The sequence below is a fragment of the Spiroplasma endosymbiont of Agriotes lineatus genome, assembly GCF_964019485.1.
GTDB lineage: Bacteria > Bacillota_I > Bacilli_A > Mycoplasmatales > Nriv7 > Nriv7.
Genome location: NZ_OZ026448.1, coordinates 138099 through 158454, shown reverse-complemented (window position 1 = coordinate 158454; position 20356 = coordinate 138099). Strand labels below are relative to the sequence as shown.

The 20356-nt window shown below is 24.8% G+C and carries 15 protein-coding genes and 2 pseudogenes; 6 read left to right on the top strand and 11 right to left on the bottom strand.

The features are described from left to right. The first annotated feature begins 40 nt into the window (after nt 1-40). The gene (locus AACK93_RS00825) at nt 41-328 is read left to right on the top strand and encodes a hypothetical protein (RefSeq protein WP_339024705.1); all 288 of its coding nucleotides are present in this window, start codon (nt 41-43) and stop codon (nt 326-328) included. A gap of 440 nt (nt 329-768) precedes the next feature. Here the strand turns inward: AACK93_RS00825 and AACK93_RS00820 are convergent, their stop codons facing one another. Continuing rightward, on the bottom strand, nt 769-3852 hold the full coding sequence (locus AACK93_RS00820; RefSeq protein WP_339024704.1) for an SBBP repeat-containing protein: 3084 nt from the start codon (nt 3850-3852) through the stop codon (nt 769-771). Between the two features lie 244 nt (nt 3853-4096). On the opposite strand from AACK93_RS00820, the gene AACK93_RS00815 reads away from it, so the two are divergent. The 4 genes and pseudogenes from AACK93_RS00815 to AACK93_RS00800 all read left to right on the top strand — a co-directional run bounded on the left by AACK93_RS00815 (nt 4097) and on the right by AACK93_RS00800 (nt 8485). Next, entirely contained in the window at nt 4097-4936 is an 840-nt protein-coding gene (locus AACK93_RS00815; RefSeq protein ID WP_339024702.1) for an Mbov_0401 family ICE element transposase-like protein, read from the top strand. After that, nucleotides 4884-5483, top strand: a complete 600-nt coding sequence (locus tag AACK93_RS00810; RefSeq protein ID WP_339024700.1) for a hypothetical protein — start codon at nt 4884-4886, stop codon at nt 5481-5483. Before AACK93_RS00815 ends, AACK93_RS00810 begins: the two co-directional genes overlap by 53 nt. A 348-nt stretch (nt 5484-5831) precedes the next feature. Continuing rightward, nucleotides 5832-7059 (top strand): annotated as a pseudogene (locus AACK93_RS00805) (IS256 family transposase). A gap of 314 nt (nt 7060-7373) precedes the next feature. Continuing rightward, nucleotides 7374-8485 (top strand): IS3 family transposase gene (locus tag AACK93_RS00800; protein WP_339024699.1). Its coding sequence is split into 2 segments (ribosomal slippage): nt 7374-7617 and nt 7617-8485, totalling 1113 coding nucleotides; the frame shifts between segments, so codons are not numbered across the junction. Here AACK93_RS00800 and AACK93_RS00795 read toward each other — a convergent pair. The 3 genes from AACK93_RS00795 to AACK93_RS00785 form a co-directional block, all read right to left on the bottom strand. Continuing rightward, nucleotides 8478-8939 carry a hypothetical protein gene (locus AACK93_RS00795; RefSeq protein ID WP_339024698.1) on the bottom strand — a complete coding sequence of 154 codons (462 nt, stop codon included), beginning with the start codon at nt 8937-8939 and terminating at the stop codon, nt 8478-8480. The genes AACK93_RS00800 and AACK93_RS00795 overlap by 8 nt on opposite strands. Nucleotides 8940-9563: 624 nt before the next feature. Beyond that, nucleotides 9564-10481 (bottom strand): type I phosphomannose isomerase catalytic subunit, encoded by a 918-nt coding sequence (locus tag AACK93_RS00790; RefSeq protein ID WP_339024697.1) that lies wholly within the window; start codon nt 10479-10481, stop codon nt 9564-9566. 3 nt (nt 10482-10484) lie between these two features. After that, a complete protein-coding gene (locus AACK93_RS00785; protein ID WP_339024695.1) occupies nt 10485-12488 on the bottom strand; it encodes a fructose-specific PTS transporter subunit EIIC in 2004 nt (667 codons plus the stop codon). 513 nt (nt 12489-13001) lie between these two features. Here AACK93_RS00785 and AACK93_RS00780 point away from each other — a divergent pair. Continuing rightward, nucleotides 13002-14064 (top strand): annotated as a pseudogene (locus AACK93_RS00780) (IS3 family transposase). A 146-nt stretch (nt 14065-14210) separates the two neighbouring features. Here the strand turns inward: AACK93_RS00780 and uvrC are convergent. The 7 genes from uvrC to AACK93_RS00745 all read right to left on the bottom strand — a co-directional run bounded on the left by uvrC (nt 14211) and on the right by AACK93_RS00745 (nt 20221). Further along, a complete protein-coding gene (gene uvrC / locus AACK93_RS00775; RefSeq protein WP_339024694.1) occupies nt 14211-16079 on the bottom strand; it encodes an excinuclease ABC subunit UvrC in 1869 nt (622 codons plus the stop codon). Beyond that, entirely contained in the window at nt 16060-16182 is a 123-nt protein-coding gene (locus AACK93_RS00770) for a DNA translocase FtsK (protein WP_339024693.1), read from the bottom strand. The genes uvrC and AACK93_RS00770 overlap by 20 nt, the downstream gene beginning before the upstream one ends. 319 nt (nt 16183-16501) lie before the next feature. Further along, nucleotides 16502-16687, bottom strand: a complete 186-nt coding sequence (locus AACK93_RS00765) for a hypothetical protein (protein ID WP_339024691.1) — start codon at nt 16685-16687, stop codon at nt 16502-16504. 95 nt (nt 16688-16782) lie between these two features. Then, nucleotides 16783-17439 carry a hypothetical protein gene (locus AACK93_RS00760; protein WP_339024690.1) on the bottom strand — a complete coding sequence of 219 codons (657 nt, stop codon included), beginning with the start codon at nt 17437-17439 and terminating at the stop codon, nt 16783-16785. Nucleotides 17440-17527: 88 nt separating this feature from the next. Beyond that, a complete protein-coding gene (locus tag AACK93_RS00755; RefSeq protein WP_339024689.1) occupies nt 17528-18451 on the bottom strand; it encodes an energy-coupling factor transporter transmembrane protein EcfT in 924 nt (307 codons plus the stop codon). A gap of 13 nt (nt 18452-18464) precedes the next feature. After that, complete coding sequence (locus tag AACK93_RS00750) at nt 18465-19361, bottom strand: energy-coupling factor transporter ATPase (RefSeq protein ID WP_339024688.1); 897 nt, start codon at nt 19359-19361, stop codon at nt 18465-18467. Continuing rightward, on the bottom strand, nt 19346-20221 hold the full coding sequence (locus tag AACK93_RS00745) for an energy-coupling factor transporter ATPase (protein ID WP_339024687.1): 876 nt from the start codon (nt 20219-20221) through the stop codon (nt 19346-19348). Before AACK93_RS00745 ends, AACK93_RS00750 begins: the two co-directional genes overlap by 16 nt. Nucleotides 20222-20356: the final 135 nt, after the last annotated feature.

The following is a 20356-nucleotide window of genomic DNA, read 5'->3' as shown; positions in this document are numbered from 1 at the left end:
ATTTTCATGTAATATATATATATATAAAGAAGTTAAAATTATGAAATTTTTAAATATACTAATTCTCTTGGAATTAGCAACATTACTCGTAACTGCTTGTAATAATACAATAAATAAATCACTAACACCACCAATAATTAAAAATCAAATTTACGAAAAAGAAGTTGAACTTGACAATTTAAAAGAAGTTGAAATCGAGAATATTCAACAACAACATCATGATGAATTAAAAATAATAATAAAAGTTCCTATAATTATAAATAAAAAAATCTTGAAGAAGTACTTAAAGAAAGACCAAAACCCACAAATAATAAACTTGAATTTATAACTCCTGTTTTTTCAAAAAACAATGAAAAAAGAAAAAATATTGAAGATTTAACAAGAAAATATGGCAAAATAATCAATCAAAATAACAATAGAAAAACATACAAAATCCAAAAGTCTATCCAATTAGAAATGACAATAAATTACTATGATCACTCAAACGGATATAGAATAGAAATAAATCCTAGAAAAACATTTATCATTAAAACAGAAAAATAAGTTAACTAAATTTAAAAACTGTTAAAGTCACTGCCTTAGAAAGATAATTTTCTAAAATAACAACAATACTCTTAAAATAACCAAAAAACTTTTTCATTTTAATTCTCCTTTCTATTTTGTCAAAATAAAAACCAGTAATTAACTAAAATTAATGGTTAGAATATTTTTCTTATTTTTACAAGTTGTTAACAGACCAATTATTTGTAATAAATTTAATATTTTTTATTAAATTGGACGAAAATTAAAAATTGGCTGAGGATCGCTTTCGCTTGTTCTTGATATTGTTGCTTTGCCATTAAAAGAAATGCTATTATCTTCGTTAATAGTAATTTCATCGGGTAATAAACTATATTTTTGTAATATTTGCATTGCCTCTGTAATTGATAAGGTGATTGCTTGTTCTTCGTTATTATCATCAATTATTTTAGCAGTAATTATTCCGTTAATTTTTTGTTTTAAATCTAAATTAGTTTTAATTGAAAGTAATCTGATTACATATTGGGCTATAAGACGTTGTTTTGGCTCCACAGATAATTCTTGTTCTGGTGAATGCAACAAATCACGATTTAAAATTAATTCTTGTTCTTGTTTATTTATGTTTGATAAATCAAAATTCTTTGATAATGTATTTTTAATTTCAGAAGCTTTTTTATTTGAACTTGTAAAATCAGTTAATATCATTTCGTCATCAATATTTAAATTTCATCCCTTAACTATATTTTTTGAGTTATTTATGTTTAATCCTGTTGTAATTTGAAATAAATATTTTGCCTTAGTTTCATAACTAAATGAAGGTACTTTAATTTTTTGTGCACCCGAAGAAGCAGTGTTAGAAAAATCAATTGGTTTAAAACAAACAGCTTTTTCATCGATTGATTTTAACGAATCTGAAGTACTTGATACTTCAATCTCAGAAAATACTAAGTTATCAATATTAATATCTTTTATTTCTTTAATTTTAGCAATAGAATAAAAGCTTTTATCTATAAAATCAAAATAAACTGTTTTTTTTAATAAGTCATTTAAATCAATATTATTAATTTCATCTTTATTTTTAATTTTATAATTAACAGTAACTTCGCCACGATATTTTCCTTTTGTTGCTTCAATTGTTGCCGAAGTTGGTGTTTTATTAATGATTTTCATTTTATTTAAATTCAAAAAATAATCATTTTCAAAATTTAAATAATTTATAGTATTTAAAATTGTTTCATCATTATTATCTATAATTTCTTTTAATTTTGTTTTTTTAATATCTTTATTAAGAGATAATTTAATTTTAATTAAAGATAATGACTTTGAAGAAAAAAAATATAAATTACAATAATCATCCCTAAAGATATTATAAGAAATGTTTTCAATAATTTTATCAATTTCTATTGAAGTTATTATTTCTTTGTTTTTTATTATATATATCTTACTATTTGTTATTAAATAAATAGTATCATCATTATATGAAAATGTTGTAATAATATTAGTAATATTACTAATTTTAGTCACATTTATTTCACCGGATTTTAATGTATATACACCATCATTTGTTATAAAATAAACATTATTTTTTTTATCTGTTTCTATTGAAATTACATTGTTATTTATTCCATTTATTTTATTTGGTAATATTTGATCTTTTTTTAAAAAATAAATATTTTTATCAAAAAAATCTTTATAGTAAGTATGATGATTATAATCACTTGTAAAAAATAATGGTTCTAGAGTTTTTCCTTCAATAATTTTAGATAGTTTATTTTCTCCTCCATTTAATTTATATAATCCACCCCCGGTTTTGAAGTAAATTATATCATATTTTTTATCCTTATAAAGGTTAACAAAACTTCCATATTTTTTATTAATTCCTTTAATTTTAGTAGCAGTTGTTTCGCCAGATTTTAAAACAAAAGCACCATCATAATCTGTTGCAAAATATAAATTATTATTTTTATCAAAAACAAATGAGCTAATTTGACTGCTTGTAATTTTAATTTTAGTAGCAGTTGTTTCGCCAGATTTTAACATATATAAACCATTTCCTGAACCAACATATATATTATTGTTATTATCAGCAAAAATATGACTAGTGTGCCCAGTAACACCATTAATTTTGATTGGTATATTAGTGTTTTTTCTTAAAAGAAATGGAGACAATCTTTCGTTATCGAAAAAAAGAAGATAAATATTCTCATCATTATCTATAGTCAATGAAAAAACTTCTTGATTGTTGCTATTTATTTTAATTGGTATTGTTTTATTTTTTTTTAAAATAAAAGCTATATTATTTTTTATGAAATATAAATTGTTGTTTTTAACTATTATATTATTATCACTGGTGTTAATATATTCTGCTGATTTTATAATTTCAAAAAGCTTTATTTTTTTTGTTTTTAATACAAAAATTTCATTTTTTAATTTAAAATACACATTATCATTATTATCAATAAAAAGGAAATAATTAAAATTATCTTCTGTTTGAATAATTTTATTTATAATATTTTCTTTGTATTTTAAAATATAAAGGGCATTATTAGTTCGAAAATATGCGTTGTCTTGACTATCAATAACAACAGAACTAACGCTACCATTAACATCAATATTTCGAATTTTAGTAGCAGTTGCTTCACCAGATTTTATAATATATATAAAATTACTATATCCTACAACATAAACATTATTTTTACTATCTATAGCAATTCTATTACTTTCACTACTTTCACCAGGATACGATCCAAGAGTTTGTTCAATTCCATTAATTCTAACTAATACATTATTTTTTATTATATATAATGATTCACTTAATGAACTATTTTCTCCATCTGTTCCGATGTAAATATTATCGTTATTATCAATAATACCAAAATCAATATTAATATCATTTGTTATATTTAATTTAATTGCTGTTGTTTCACCATATTTTAATGTATATAATCCATCATTTGTCCCAATATAAACATTATTTTTTTTATCATTAAAGATAACCTTATTTCAAGAATTAATTTCACTTTCTATGCCATTTATTTTTTCTGGAATATTATTATCTTGTTTTAGAAAATAAAAATTATTATCTTTAATAAAATAATTATTTAAAATTGATTCTTTAACTTCTTCAAGTTCTGGTAATACATCAACTTTTTTAATTATTTTATTATTAAATTCTAAATAATCATTTGTAGATAGTGTTTCTATTTTATTGCTTTCTAAATTGCTGGCCTGTAAATTATTATTTTCTGTTTTTGTTGGAACATTGGCCAATATCATCGGCATTATACTTCCGATTGTACTGATACTTGTTAATGTTGCTAATAATTTTTTCATAATTTATCAAATCCTTTTCATGAATTTTTGCTAATTAATAAATTTTTATAGTAATCACTCAACCCCTTCTTAAATTTATAAAGTTTAATTAATACAAATTAATTATAAATAATTAAATAATAATTTCTATCATTTTTCAAGGTTGTTGAATACTAATTCTAGAAAAGCATTTATTTTAAAAACAAAAAATAAACTAACGAAATTTAACTTTGTTAAAATTACTACCAAAGAAAGGTGATTTTTTATGTTAAAAATTAATAATAATGTAAAAACCCTAGAAAACAAGCATTGATTCAGCTTATTTACAACCCATAAAAATATGTACACCAATAAATGTGAACAATTAGTCAACGAATATGAAAAATTAGATGAATACTTATATAAATATCATTATCGGTTAAAACAAGGTTATAAAGTAGTTCATTTTGCATCAAGAACAATTATTACAATTTTTGGTGACGTCACTTTTAAACGACGCCGATATAAATATTGAAATCAAAAATCAGGTAAATTTGAATATGTATGTTTACTAGATAAAGAAATTGGTTTATTGCCCAAACAACGCATTTATTTTGATGTTCAATTTAAAGTTTTAAGTCTTTTAGGTGACGGTAAACGCTATCGTGATGTTTTAGATGCTCTAAATCATTGTTATATTTCAAAAGGTAGTATTTCAAATATTTTAAATAAATACGATATTGCTGAATATTTTCAATTAGCAGAAAAAGAAACTAAAACTAGAATTGATGTCAAAAATAAGGATTTATATATTCAGCTAGATGAAACATTTTTAGCGACATTAGATCATAAAGTTAAACAAGACCAAAGAATTCGTTTAGTTACTTTTCGCGCCGGACATAAAGAAAAAAATTACAAAAACGCTCGTAGAGAATTAGAAAACAAACGAGGTCATTTTCTAATGTTAAAAGTTGGTAAACGAATAAATACGATGAATTATCGTGATTTATTAATTAAGGAATTACAAAAACATTATGTAAATATTAATTATGACAAAATAATTGTTTGTGGCGATGGTGATACTTGAATTAGAGAAATTGCCAATAGTTTTGGTAATGTTAGATAGATATATTTTAGATGGTTATCATGCTATTAAAAAATTAAAACAAACGGCATTTAATATTATTTTTGAAAATCGTAAAGTAACACTAAATAGTTGAATTAAATTATATAAGGATGGAAATCATCAAGAATTAATCAAAAACATTCGTAATGTTGCTAAAAATGAATTAAATAAAGATATTAAAATAAATTTAAGAAAGGCGAGTAATTATTTCAGTAATAATAAGCAAGGTATTCATAATCAAAATTTAGAATGAAATATTGGTTGTAGCATTGAAAGTGATGTATCACATTTAGTAAAACAACAATTAGGATATGGAGCAAAAATATATAATCATAAGAATTTAAATAACCTATTACATTTAAGAATGGCAAATTTAAACAAATTAAATGTATTACATTACATTAATGAAAATATTAATTCAGAAATAGAAATCAGAAAAGAAATATATAAAAGTTCATTATGAAATAAATATAATAAGAAAAATGATGATAGTTGAATTAATAAAGGTAGAATTGTATATACAAATAAATATATTACATTTAAGTAAGTAAAAATATTAGTTAAAATTTAATAAAATTAATAATTTTTCATTGTGCAAAAATTCAATAATATGATAAAATGGTAATGAATAAAAATGACAATAACAAGAAAGATAAGGTTAGTTTAGTAATTAAATAATATAATTAGCTGATTGTTGTTTTACTTCTTCAAAGCAATACCTAAGAAAACTAAACGCGACCAAATAATTTTTTACAACAAAAATCACACATAAGAAATATATAATTAATTTGCATGTTGAAATAAAAAAAATTTAGGGGCTGTCCAAAATTCCGTGTCTCGATAATTCATTCTAAATTATACTTAAACGAAGGAGAACAGAAAATGACAAAAAAAAATAAAAAAAGAACCTGATGCAATTGATAAAGTTGTGGATTATTTTTTAGAAAATATTGATAATCCACAAAATTTATTTAAAAGCAATACTATTTTTAAGGAATTTATCAAAAAATAACTGAACGAATGTTAAATACGGAAATTAAAGATCATCTTGAAACTGATGAGAATCATAATAAAAGAAATGGCAACACACAAAAAACCATTATTACTTAAAAATGGTTCAATCGTAATTGATGTACCACGAGATCGAAATAGTACTTTTGAACCAGTAATTATTCCAAAAAGACAAAGAAAATTTGATAACTTTGATCAAAAAGTAATTTCTTTATATGCAAGAGGAATGACAATTTCTGATATCAAAGCACAATTGCAATAATTCTATCATGGAACAGAAATTTCAGAAAGTTTAATTAGTCAAATAACTGATGATGTTATTGAAGAAGTTAAAGTGTGACAAACTAAACCTTTAGAGAAGATTTATCCGATTGTTTATTTTGATTGTATTGTTGTTAAAGTAAAGCAAGATAAACGAATAATAAATAAAGCAGTTTATCTTGCCTTAGGATAGGAATTAATTTAGATGGTTTAAAAAATATTTTAGGAATGTGAATTAGTGAAAATGAGGGAGCCAAATTTTGACTTAATAAAATAAATTCCTTGCGGAAATGAAAAATCGTGGCTTACAAGATATTCTTGTTGCTTGTAATGATAATTTAACTGGGATGTCCGTGTCCGATGCAATAGAAGCTGTGTTCCCAAAAACACAGCACCAATTATGCATTGTTCATCAAATTCGTAATAGTTTAAAATTTGTTCCTTACAAAGATCGCAAATTTGTAGCTAATGATTTAAAATCAATTTATACAGCAATTAATGAAGAAATAACGTTAGTTGCTTTAGATCATTTTTCAGAAAAATGAAATAAAAAGTATCGACAAATTACTAAATCATGAAAAAATAACTGAAATAATTTAATAATTTTTCTTGAATATCCCCGGGAATTTAGAAGGATTATTTACACAACTAATGCGATTGAATCTATTAATAGTCAACTAAGAAAAGTAATTAAGAATAAAAAGATTTTTCCTAATGACGCATCAGTTTTTAAAATATTTTATTTAGCATTTCAAAATATGGTTAAGAAATGAACGATGCCAATTCAAAATTGGGGTAGTGCAATTTCACATTTAATGATAAAATTTGAGGACAGAGTGAATTTAAGTTAATTACTTAGAGACACAGTTAATTGTACAGTCCCAAAAACATCTTTATCTATACTGTAAAAAATATTTCCTTTGCTATCAAATTTTGTTATATCCATGGCATAAAAAGTATTTATTGAATTTAATTTAAAATCATTATAGTTTAAATAATAAAGTTTTTTATGACTATTAATGTAAATTTTTTCTTTTTGTAAATCTATTGAACTTATTTTACTATTTAATTCATTTATTTTATTAGCAGTTGTTTGGATAGGCTACAATAAGTTGGACCATAATTATATAGACTTCGAAATTATTAAGAAAGAAGGAATATAAAAATGGGAAATAAAACCTCATACTCTGAAGAATTTAAAAAACAAATTGTCATGCTATACAAAAATGGCAAAAGTGTTATTAATTTAGGGAAAGAATATAATTTACCAAAACCAACTATTTATAGTTGAGTTAAAAATTATAATAATTCTGGTTCATTTAAAGCAAAAGACAATCGCAAACTAGAAGAAAATGAAATAATAACTTTACGAAAAGAACTTAAAGACTTGAAAATGGAAAATGACATTTTAAAGCAAGCCGCACTGATAATGGCCAAAAAATAACAATAATTAATAGCAATAAGAAAAAATATTCAATAAGAAAAATGTGTAAATTATTAAATATTTCAAAATCCAATTACTATTATCAAATTAATAAATACACAAGGAAAATAGTGAATAATTATAATCAAGAAATTATCGGTGCATTTAACGAAATCCGCCAAGTCTATGGAGCTCGAAAAATCAAAGTAGTATTAGCTCATAAAAGTATTAACCTATCTAAACACAAAATTAGAAATATTATAAAAAACAATAATTTGATATCAAAGCACACAAAAACAAGACTTAAATGCAAAAATATTCAAGTAAATAATGATCCAGTAAATAACATTGTAAACCGAGACTTTAATAATAGAAAAATAAATGAAATTATCGTTAGTGACTTAACTTATATAAAAGTGGGTTTTAAATGATTTTATGTATGTCTCCTAATTGATTTGTATAATCGCGAGATTGTTGGTTATAGTTCCGAACCAAATAAAAATACGGAGTTGGTTTATCAAGCTATTATGCGAATTACTAGACCATTATCAAAAATTGAAATATTTCATACCGACCAAGGTAGTGAGTTTAAAAATAATATAATTGATCAATTATTATCTACATTTAAAATTCAAAGATCATTGAGTACGAAGGGTTATCCTTATGATAATGCAGTTGCTGAAGCAACTTATAAAGTTTTTAAAACAGAATTTATTAATGGTAGAAAATTCAATGATCTTGCACAATTAGAACTTGAATTATTTGATTACATTAATTGATACAATAATCTTAGAATACATGGCAGTTTAAATTATTTATCTCCAGTTACTTTTAGAAAACAAATGTCTATATAAAAATTGTCCTAAAAAGGGTTGCCAATCCACCTTGTGTTGTGCCAACAAACAAGTTATTACTTTTATCTATGGAAATTTTATTAATACTAAAATTATTATTTTTAGGTAAAGATGTTATTTCATTAATAGTAAATTTCCCACTTTCTAAAAAATATAGTTTACTGTTTAATGTATAAATATATAAGTTATTTTGTTTATCTAAAATATAATTTTTAATTCCATCATTGATATTTTTTATTTCTGTTTTGTTATTACTATTATCATTAATAAATAGTTTTCCATTTTCTGTAAAATATTCATTACCCAATTTATCTTTTAAAATATTATTACGAATTTCAACAGCATTTATTTCATTACTTTTTATAAAATAATGTTTATCAAAATAACTAACAATTACATTATCATTATGAATAATGTTAATTGAAAATACATCATTAGTGCCATAATAATTCAAATTTAATTTATCTTTTTGATATTCTTATTCTGTGCACCATCAATAATGACAATGTCAGTTTTAGTTTCTTTCGACGGTGCTGAAACTGATGCATTTCCAACAATTCCTGCTATTCCATTCCATTACTTGATATTGTTATTGTACTTAATAAACTAAGTAATTTTTTCATATTAATCATTCCTTTCTATTTGTATTCTTTTGAATACATAATTATTTATATTGTTATTAGAGTTGATAATTTTGATAATTGCTGTTCCAGTTCCAGTTGATAAGTTTTTAAAAGTCGTTGGGATGAAAAATAAACTCCTCGACATCTCTAACACTACCCATTACACTCCGTTCAGGACGCATAAAATTTTATTAGGCAGGAAAAGAAAGGTTTAAATAATTTTGAAAGAAAAACAATCACAATTTAATTATCATTTTATTTAAAAAATACCTAAGAAAACTAAACGCGACCTTTTTTATTTATTATCGTAAATACGCGATACCATTACCTTCCTAATAAAGTTTCTATGATACTAAAATAACACTGAAAACTACATAATTAAGCACCTTCCTTAATTATTATTATATCAAAGAATAATAAAAAAATAATCAATCACTTGATTATTTTTTAAAATTTTATCTACAATAACTAACTAGTAATTTTATTGTTCCTGTAATTACTAATTGCATTATTTTATCATCTAAAATGATTGCTGATTCGCCCATTTTAAAAGGCTCATCATTAATTGTTCCCGCCCCACTAACAATCGTTAATTGTAATCACTTAGTTTCATTAAAATCATAAGTTGTTGGCAATGAATTATTAATTAAATATAATGAAAAATATTCATTATTAACTAATAATCCATTTTCACGATGAATAACATCTAAGTTATTATCAGGAACAGTAATTGTTGCTAAACTATCTTTTAAATGTAATGCTCGTAAATTTCCTTCATCATCTTTACGATCAAAATCATAAAGACGATAAGTAATGTCGGATGATTGTTGTAATTCAAAAATTGTAACTCCGGGGGTTATCGCATGAACCTTACCAGGCGGAACATATAAAAAATCTCCTGGAACGATGGCAACTTCTTTTAAAAAATGCTTTCATTGCTTTTCATTAATCATTGTTGTTAACTGTTGATTATCATTAGCGTTATGACCATAAATAATTTTAGCATTTTGGGGGCAATCAAGAATATATCAACACTCTGCTTTTCCTAGACTTTGATGATGAGCTTTAGCATATTCATCATTGGGATGAACTTGAACACTTAAATAATCATCACTAGTAATAATCTTACTTAATAATGGAAATTCATTATAAGTTAAATTAAATAAATTTTTATTTTTTTCATAAAACTCTTTTAACGCTAATCCTTGAAATGAACCATTAATAATAATACTAGGATTTGAATCTAAAGCACTAATTACTCAAGCTTCCCCCGTTTTTGTTTTATTATTAATATCATATCCTCAATTTTGAAGGCGATGGGAACCTCATATTTTTTTAAGAAATTGCGGTTTTAATTTTAAAATTTGTGACATTAATTATTTCCCTCTTTTAAATCAATTAATATATTTCATAAAATTATATTTTTTTAAATTTAATTCATTATTTTTTATCATTAGTAATAGTCCATATGAAAAGCAAGTTATTAAGGCTCCAACAGCAATGATAATTAAAAAAATTGCTGTTTGTGACCCATATGGAACTGCTCCAAGGAATGCCATAATTGGCCCTCCGTGTTGGGCATAGTTTTGAATTGAAAAGATTCCCGCTATTCCGCCAGCAATTGATGAACCAATAACATTAGCAATAATAGCTCGTTTAGGATCCTTAATTGCAAAGGGAATTGCACCTTCAGATATGCCAATTGTTCCCATAATTAATGAGGCAATTCCTGCTTGTCGACTTTCAGCATCAAAATATTTACGAAAAATTATTGTACTTAAACCCATTCCAAGTGGTGCTACCGGAATAGCCGCCGCCATTGTCCCCATTGGTTGATAAATTTTCATTGTAACTAATGTACTAGCAGTAAAGAAAGCAACTTTATTAATTGGACCACCAATGTCAAATCCCGCCATTGCCCCAATTAATAACCCCATTCCAAAGGCAATGTCTAAACCAATATTTTGATTACCATAAACTCAGGATAAACCATACTGCACTCAAGTCATAACATAAGAAATTGGCGCACCAATAACAAAAATAAATATTAAAGATAACAATCCTCCAACCAAAATGGGAATAACAAAAATTGGAATGGCGGCTGATAGTGATTGTGGTACTTTTCATGAATTAATTCATTTTACTAAATATCCTGCCACCAATCCAGCAATTAGTGCACCAACAAAACCCATTGGCACCATATCGATTGGTTTATTTGTAACCGAGTCAATAATATTTACTTTAAAAAACTTAAAAAAATTATTTCCCTCGTTTCCTATTAATGATGCTGTCATTGCGGGCACTAAAGCAGCCCTGCCAGCAATTGAATAAGCAATAAAACCTCCTAAAATGGGAATCATTAAATACATGGCACTAGCCCCAATAATATTTAAATATTTTAAAAATTCAATATCATTAGGCGTAGCATTATTGTTTCCTGTAATAATTTTTGCTAAACTGATAGATAGTGCAACTAAAATTCCTCCCAAAATAACAAAAGGTACCATATAACTAACACCGGTCATAAAGTGTTTTAAAATAGAATTACTATCTTGTTTATTTTTAGTACTAAAATTAATTGCAGACAATACTTTATTACTATTTAAAGCATCAATTAATAATTGCTCAGGATTTTTAATTGCTTGACTTACTTTAACTTGTAAAATTTTTTTATTAGCAAAACGATTTAAATCAATCCCAATATCAGATGCAATTAAAACTGCATCAGCATTAGTAATATCTTCATTAGTAAATGAATTTTTAACTCCCACTGCTCCATGAGTTTCCACATTAATGCCATAACCTAACTTCTTTGCTGCTTGTTTTAACTTGTCAGCAGCAATATAAGTATGAGCAACACCAACCGGACAAGCAGTAATGGCTAAAATATTTATTGGTTTTGATACTATCTTTTGTTCTTTAGTTTCTTCGCAAAACAAAGCATTAATAATTTCTTCTTTACTAAGGCTACTTGTTAAAATTTCTTTAACTTTTTCATCTAATAATCTTTTAGCAATGGAACTTAAAATATTTAAGTGTAAATCACTAGCTTGAATTTTAGGAACAAGTAAAACAATTGCTATTTGTACAGGTTGATCATCAATTGCTTTTCAATCCATTTTTTGTTTAAAACGTAAAAACATTACTGTTGGTTTTTTAATGACATCATTTTGGACATGTGGAATAGCTAAACCTGCACCCGTTCCCGTTGATGCTAAAGCTTCTCTTGCTTTTAGCGCTGTAATTAAAATAGTATCATCTTGACTGTTAATAATATTGCTTTTAACAGCTAAACGAGCAATTTCATTAAAAACATCATCTTGACTATTAACATCAAGATTAAAAACAATATTGTTTAATTTTAATAAGTTTACATTCATTTATTTATCACCTTTACATATATATATCTTTATATACTAATACTATCATATTTTTAGAATTTTAAATAATATTTTAATGGTCGCGTTTATTTTTCTTAGATATTTTTTAAAAAATAAAAAATAATCATTTACTATAAATTATTTCAATATGCAAATTAAGTATATATTTCTTATGTATGATTTTTGTTGTAAAAAATTATTTTAATGTTTTTTTATAAGTATTTTGCTTATTTTTTATAACCTTTTATTGAGATTTTGTTTGTTAATGTTAAATATTTTGTTTTATTACTTATTTTTTAAATAAAATGATAATTAAATTGTGATTGTTTTTTTCAAAATTATTTAAATCTTTACCTACCTAACAAAACTTTATGCTCCTTCATATTATTATCTGTGGATAGGCCACAATAAGTTGGACCATAATTATATAGACTTCGAAATTATTAAGAAAGAAGGAATATAAAAACGGGAAATAAAACCTCATACTCTGAAGAATTTAAAAAATAAATTGTCATGCTATACAAAAATGGCAAAAGTGTTATTAATTTAGGGAAAGAATATAATTTACCAAAACCAACTATTTATAGTTGAGTTAAAAATTATAATAATTCTGGTTCATTTAAAGCAAAAGACAATCGCAAACTAGAAGAAAATGAAATAATAACTTTACGAAAAGAACTTAAAGACTTGAAAATGGAAAATGACATTTTAAAGCAAGCCGCACTGATAATGGCCAAAAAATAACAATAATTAATAGCAATAAGAAAAAATATTCAATAAGAAAAATGTGTAAATTATTAAATATTTCAAAATTCAATTACTATTATCAAATTAATAAATACACAAGGAAAATAGTGAATAATTATAATCAAGAAATTATCGGTGCATTTAACGAAATCCACCAAGTCTATGGAGCTCGAAAAATCAAAGTAGTATTAGCTCATAAAAGTATTAACCTATCTAGACACAAAATTAGAAATATTATAAAAAACAATAATTTGATATCAAAGTACACAAAAACAAGACTTAAATGCAAAAATATTCAAGTAAATAATGATCCAGTAAATAACATTGTAAACCGAGACTTTAATAATAGAAAAATAAATGAAACTATCGTTAGTGACTTAACTTATATAAAGTGGGTTTTAAATGATTTTATGCGTGTCTCCTAATTGATTTGTATAATCGCGAGATTGTTGGTTATAGTTCCGGACCAAATAAAAATACGGAGTTGGTTTATCAAGCTATTATGCGAATTACTAGACCATTATCAAAAATTGAAATATTTCATACCAACCGAGGTAATAAGTTTAAAAATAATATAATTGATCAATTATTATCTACATTTAAAATTCAAAGATCATTGAGTGCGAAGGGTTGTCCTTATGATAATGCAGTTGCTGAAGCAACTTATAAAGTTTTTAAAAAAGAATTTATTAATGGTAGAAAATTCAATGATCTTGCACAATTAGAACTTGAATTATTTGATTACATTAATTGATACAATAATCTTAGAATACATGGCAGTTTAAATTATTTATCTCCAGTTACTTTTAGAAAACAAATGTCTATATAAAAATTGTCCTAAAAAGGGTTGCCAATCCAAAAAAATATTATCTTTCTTTTATTTTAGTAAAAATAAAAATGCTTATATTTTTATATAAGCATTTTAACATCAAATTAGCAATAAATTTTTTCGATCTAGTGAGCAAAATTTCTAAATTAATTATCTTTTAAATAAGCAATTAACTCCTTTGTTATTGTTTTATTTTTAATAATAGCATTTAATTCGGCAAATGAAACTGCTTTCATTTTTGTTAATGTTTCAAACTGTTGATATAACTTTTTAATAGTTAACTCACCTAATCCTTTAACTTTTTTTAACGAATTAACAAATAAAGAATTAGTTTGTTGTTGACGATGAAATAAAATTGTATAATTATGTACCTCTTCTTGAACTTTAGTTAATCAATGAAATAAAGCACTCTTTTTAGCAATATCCAACCGACAACCTTTATTATCTAATAAATAATCAGTTTTATGATGACTATTTTTAACAAGACCAACAATTGGTAAATTAATATTTAAATTTTTCAATTGCAACTGCACACTATCAATTTGCAACTTACCACCATCAACAATAATCAACTCCGGCATTGGTTCCTTATTCATTAATTTTTTTCAATAACGACGATAAACTAAATTTTGCAAATAATGATAATCCCCTTGTTGTTCAATTTGAATTTTATAACGACGAAACAGTTTTTTAATTGCTTGACCATTTTTATAAACAATAACCCCACCAATAACATTATCATGTCCTAAATTAGCAATATCAATAATTTCAATATATTGTGGCGTCGCGATTTTTAAAATATTTCCTAATTGTTCAACAATCTCATAATAACGATATTTAATTTGATAGGAATCAACAAGTTGTTGCTTTAATAATTCTTGAGCATTCTTAGTAGCTAAAGAAATTATTTCTTGCATTTTTTTATTAATCTTATTAATAATTTTAATATTTAATGCTTCTGCTAAATCATCTAAAACAATATTAGCAACATATAATTCTTGGGGGACAATATTATTAGTATATAACTGTTGTAAATAATTTCTCATTGCATCAGTTAAATCATCATTAAATAAAGTAAAAATTTGTTCATCTTTAGAAAGCAATTGTCCATTACGATAAAATAATGCTGTTATTGATAATTTATGATCTTTAATAGCATAACCAATAAAATCACGATTACGAAAATCAGGAAATTGAACAAATTGATTAGAAATAAATAATTGTAACTTATCTAAGACATTTTTTAATCTTTGTGCTTCTTCATATTGTAAATTAATCGCTGCTTGTTGCATTCGCTCAATAATTTTATTTTTAATATTTTGATTTTTTCCTTGAAAAAAATCATTAATTTTCTTTTTCATCAAGGCATAATATTCCCAAGGAACCTCTTTAAAACAAGCGCCGGAACATAATTGCAGATGATAATATAAACACGACGCCCCTAAACTTCCTTTACATCTTCGCAAAGGAAATAATTGTTGCAATATCTTTAAAACTTCTCTAGCGCCCGAACCATCAGGAAAAGGACCATAATATTTACCATTATCTTTTTTAACTTTACGAACAAAACGATATTCAGGATTATTTTCATCAGTAATTTTAATATAAGGATATGTTTTATCATCATTTAATAAAATATTATATCGGGGACGGTTGTCTTTAATTAAATTATATTCCAACAATAATGCTTCTTTTTCATTAATTGTTAAAATATAAGCAACATCAGCAATTTCACGAACTAATTTAGTAGTTTTAAAATTATGAACTTTACTAAAATAATTATTTACCCGATGTTGAATATTTTTTGCTTTACCAACATAAATTAATTGCTGAGTTTCATTATAAAACTGATAACATCCCGAACCTTGTGGTAAATTTTTAATTTTTTCTTGTAAAAAAAAGGGTTTAAATCACGCCATTATCAAAATTCCTACTCTTTTATTCATAATCAAAACTTCACGAGGTTTGGACCCATTTTGCGGCCCAACAACATCATTAGTTTCTAAACCTATCAATTAATCTTGCTGCCCGATTATAACCAACACCAAATCTTCTTTGAATTAATGAAGCGAATATCTTTTTATTCGCAATAACAAAATCACAAATTTCATCATACAATTCATCATCTTCACCGGTAATAATACGATTAGCATTCGATCGTATTTAGTCTTCTTGGGTATTTTTTAAAAAAGAAAAAACAATCATTTACTATAAATTATTTCAATATGCAAATTAAGTATATATTTCTTATGTATGATTTTTGTTGTAAAAACTTATTTTGATGTTGTTTTTATAAGCGTTTTTTTAGGTTTTATAACCTTTTATTGAGATTTTGTTTGTTGATATTAAATATTTTGTTTTATTATTTATTTTTTAAATAAAATGATAATTAAATTGTCGTTGATTTTCATTAAAAATTATTTAAACATTTTTCTACCTAAGAAAACTTTATGCGTCCATAATCTTCTTCACTGTTTTCATTTGGCATATTATTATTTTCCATATCTTGATTATTGTGGTCATCATGTCCATCATTTGGATGATGCTCTTGTTGTTTGTTAGAATTTGGCATCTCATTATTTTCTTCTGACATTGAATTGAACGCTACCGCTACTATTACCATCTATCATACCATTTAAAATAATCATTTCTTCACCTTCTATCAAACTTAATTATAAACTTTAAAAAAATTAATTAAAGATAAATTAAAATAAAAATTTAATACTTAATATTCATTAAGTACAACCCAACACCAGATACTTGATATTTAGTTTTCAAAGTTAAAGGATTTAATAATTTTTCTTGCAACTGTGCTAACGATATTTTCCCTTCATAACAAGCTAAAATACTACCAACAATCATCCTTACTTGATGACGAATAAAGCTTGGGACTTTAATAATAATTATCACTAAATCTTGATGTTTTTTAATTTTAATACTCTTAATATTTCGCACACGATTAATAGTTTCATTATCTTTTAATAAAGAAAAATTAGAAAAATCATAAGTCCCAACAAAAATCTTAGCAATCTTTTGTAAATTTATTTTTCGTAACGGTTTGTTATATTGATAAATATATCTTTGTTGAAATACATTGTAAGGCCCACAATTAATCTGATAATGATATGTGTTTAAAACACATTTTTTTCGCACATGAAAATCATTAGCAACAATAAAACAATTAGTAATATAAATATCATTAGGTAATTTATTATTTAAAATTCATTGTAATTGTTTTGGTTCTAATCTAATATTAAATGATAATTTAACTTTTTGGTCATAACTATGAACTTTTTTATCGGTACGAATTGCTGCTTGAATTTTAAACTCACAATTAAAAACACTAGTAATAACTCTGCGATTAATGAACTTCAACAGTAATTTTGTTATTTTGACGGGTCCATGTCCATCCCCGATACTTGCTACCATCATAACTAATGGATAATAAATAAGAAACCATTATTTAATATATTATTGATCGTCAAACAAACTGATCAACATAACGCATCGGCTTTCAAACATCGCAACTATTTAATCATTCAATACCAATATTAGTAGATAATACCACCATTAATGATAAAAAACTAAAAATTAAAATTAAAATGAATACGTCTAAAAATCCAATCCGATATTGACGAAATCTTGTTCTTTTTTGATGGGGATCATAACCTCGAACATCCATTGCATAAGCCATATCCTCAGCTTTTTGAAATGATGATACTAGTAAAGGAATAATTAAAGAAATGATTGATTTAATTTTATCTTTAAATTTACCATTTTTAGAATCCATTCCTCTTGATGCTTGTGCTTTTTTAATTCGCATTGCTTCTTCAAATAAAGTTGGTAACATTCTTAATGCCATTGAAATGATAATTGAAATAATATGAACGGGAATTTTAATTAGTTTCAAAGATCACATTAAATCTTCCAAAGCTAATGTCAAATCTAATGGTTTTGTTGTTGATGTCAAAATCGTTGTCACTAAAACCATCAAATAAATTCTTAAAGAAATATATAATGTCGTTAAAATCGCTTTTCAAGACACAATAAGTATCTTAAACTTAGCTGGTTGATATATAAGACCTACTGTATCTCAAAGTGGTTGTTTATCCGTATCAAATTCTGGCTTAATAAGAAAGAAATTTAATACTAATAATACTAGAGTTACAAAAATAACAAACTTAAATAAAGAAAATAATAATGGTAATGGTAATTTAGAAATAAAGAAAATACTAATAATTACTGTTCCGGTTAAAATATAACCGGTAAAACCAGTGCTAATAAAAACCGTTGCAATTAAAGCAATTATTGATAACATTTTAATTCTAGGGTCTAGGCGATGAATAAGAGAATTATATGGCAAATACCGCCCAAATGATATATTCATAAACTAACTCCTTCTATTTACTATTAATTCTTTGTGCTAATTGGGTTACTAGATCTTCAACAGTCCGAGCATTAATACCACTAATATCAAAACCATTATCTTTTAACTTTTGTAAAAAACGAAAAATTTTTGGCGGTTCAATATTAATTTCTTTAATTAATCGAACATTAGCAAAAAGACTAACAGGAACACTTTGATGATACAATTGACCATTTTTTAAAACAACAACCTCATCAGCGTATTGCAAAACATGATCCATATTATGAGTAACAAGAATAATGCGTTTTTTATTTTGTTTATTAAATTTAAAAAATAACTTCATTAACTCTTCTTCTCCGTCAGGATCTAAGCCGGCTGTTGGTTCATCTAAAATTAAAGTATGACCTTCAATCGCCAAAATTCCAGCAATCGCTACTCTTCTTTTTTGGCCACCAGATAAATCAAAAGGCGAACGAGTTAAATATTCTTGACCTAATCCCACAAGTTTTAAATATTTAGCAGCTTTAAGTCGGGCTTCATCTTTTTTAACACCAAAGTTTAAAGGACCAAACATAATATCCTTTTCAATTGTTTCTTCAAATAATTGATATTCCGGAAATTGAAAAACTAACCCCACCGATTTTCGTAATAACTTCTGATTTTTAACTTTTCTTTGTTTTGCTTTAATCAGAAAATCGCCAACAATAACTTGCCCCACTGTTGGAATTAATAATCCATTAATATGTTGAATTAAAGTTGATTTTCCACTACCAGTAGAACCAATAATTGCCGTAATAATATGATCTTTTATTCAAACATTAACATTTTTTAAAGCCTGAAATTGGAATGGACTTTTAGGAGCATAAATATAACTAACATTATTAAATTTAATTAAATTAGATGGATTATCAATAATTAATTTTTTTGACATATTTGTTGTACCAATTCCTCTTCATATAATGTTTCTTCAATATTAACACCATACTTTTTTAATCCATAAGATACTTTTAAAATAAAAGGAATATCTAAATGAATACTTCTTAAAAAATCAACTTCTTTTAAAATTTCTTCTGGTTTACCAAAACGAACAACTTTTCCTTTATTCATTACTAATACCTTATCAGCATTAATAATTTCATCCATATCATGTGTAATTGAAATAATTGTTTTCTCACGAGATTTTTTTAATTGCACTATAATTTCTTTTACTTCTCTTTTTCCCTTAGGGTCCAACATACTAGTGGCTTCATCAAAAATAATTAATTTTGGAGTTAATGCTAAAGCCGAAGCAATCGCTACTCTTTGTTTTTGACCACCAGATAATAATAATGGTTCGTGATCTAAATAACTTTCCATTCCCACCATTTGCGAATATTTAGTAATAATATCAGGCATCAATTTTGGATCAATACATTTATTTTCTAAACCAAAAGCAATATCATCACGAACTGTTGAACCAATAAATTGATTATCCGGATTTTGAAAAACAATTCCTAATTTACGAGAAATTAATTGACTATTTTCTTTAGTTACTAAATTACCAAATACTTCAATGCTACCTTTTTGCGCTTTTAAAACACCAATAATAATTTTTGATAAAGTTGATTTCCCACTACCATTATGACCAATAATAGTTGCATACTCGCCATGATTAATAATAAAACTAACACCATCAACAGCATTAGGATAATTTGTACGATATTTAAATTCAATATCTTGTACTTTTAAAGCGATATTATTTTTTCTTGTTAATGTTTCCAATTTTTCGTGGGCTTTTTTTTTCTTTCTCATTAATATACTCCCAAATATCTAAATAATTAATATTTAACTATTTAATTTTAACACACTAATAAAAGAATGTTAAATAGGAAACATTAAACAAATATTAATTCCCCTAATAAATATAATTTATTGATATTTATAGAG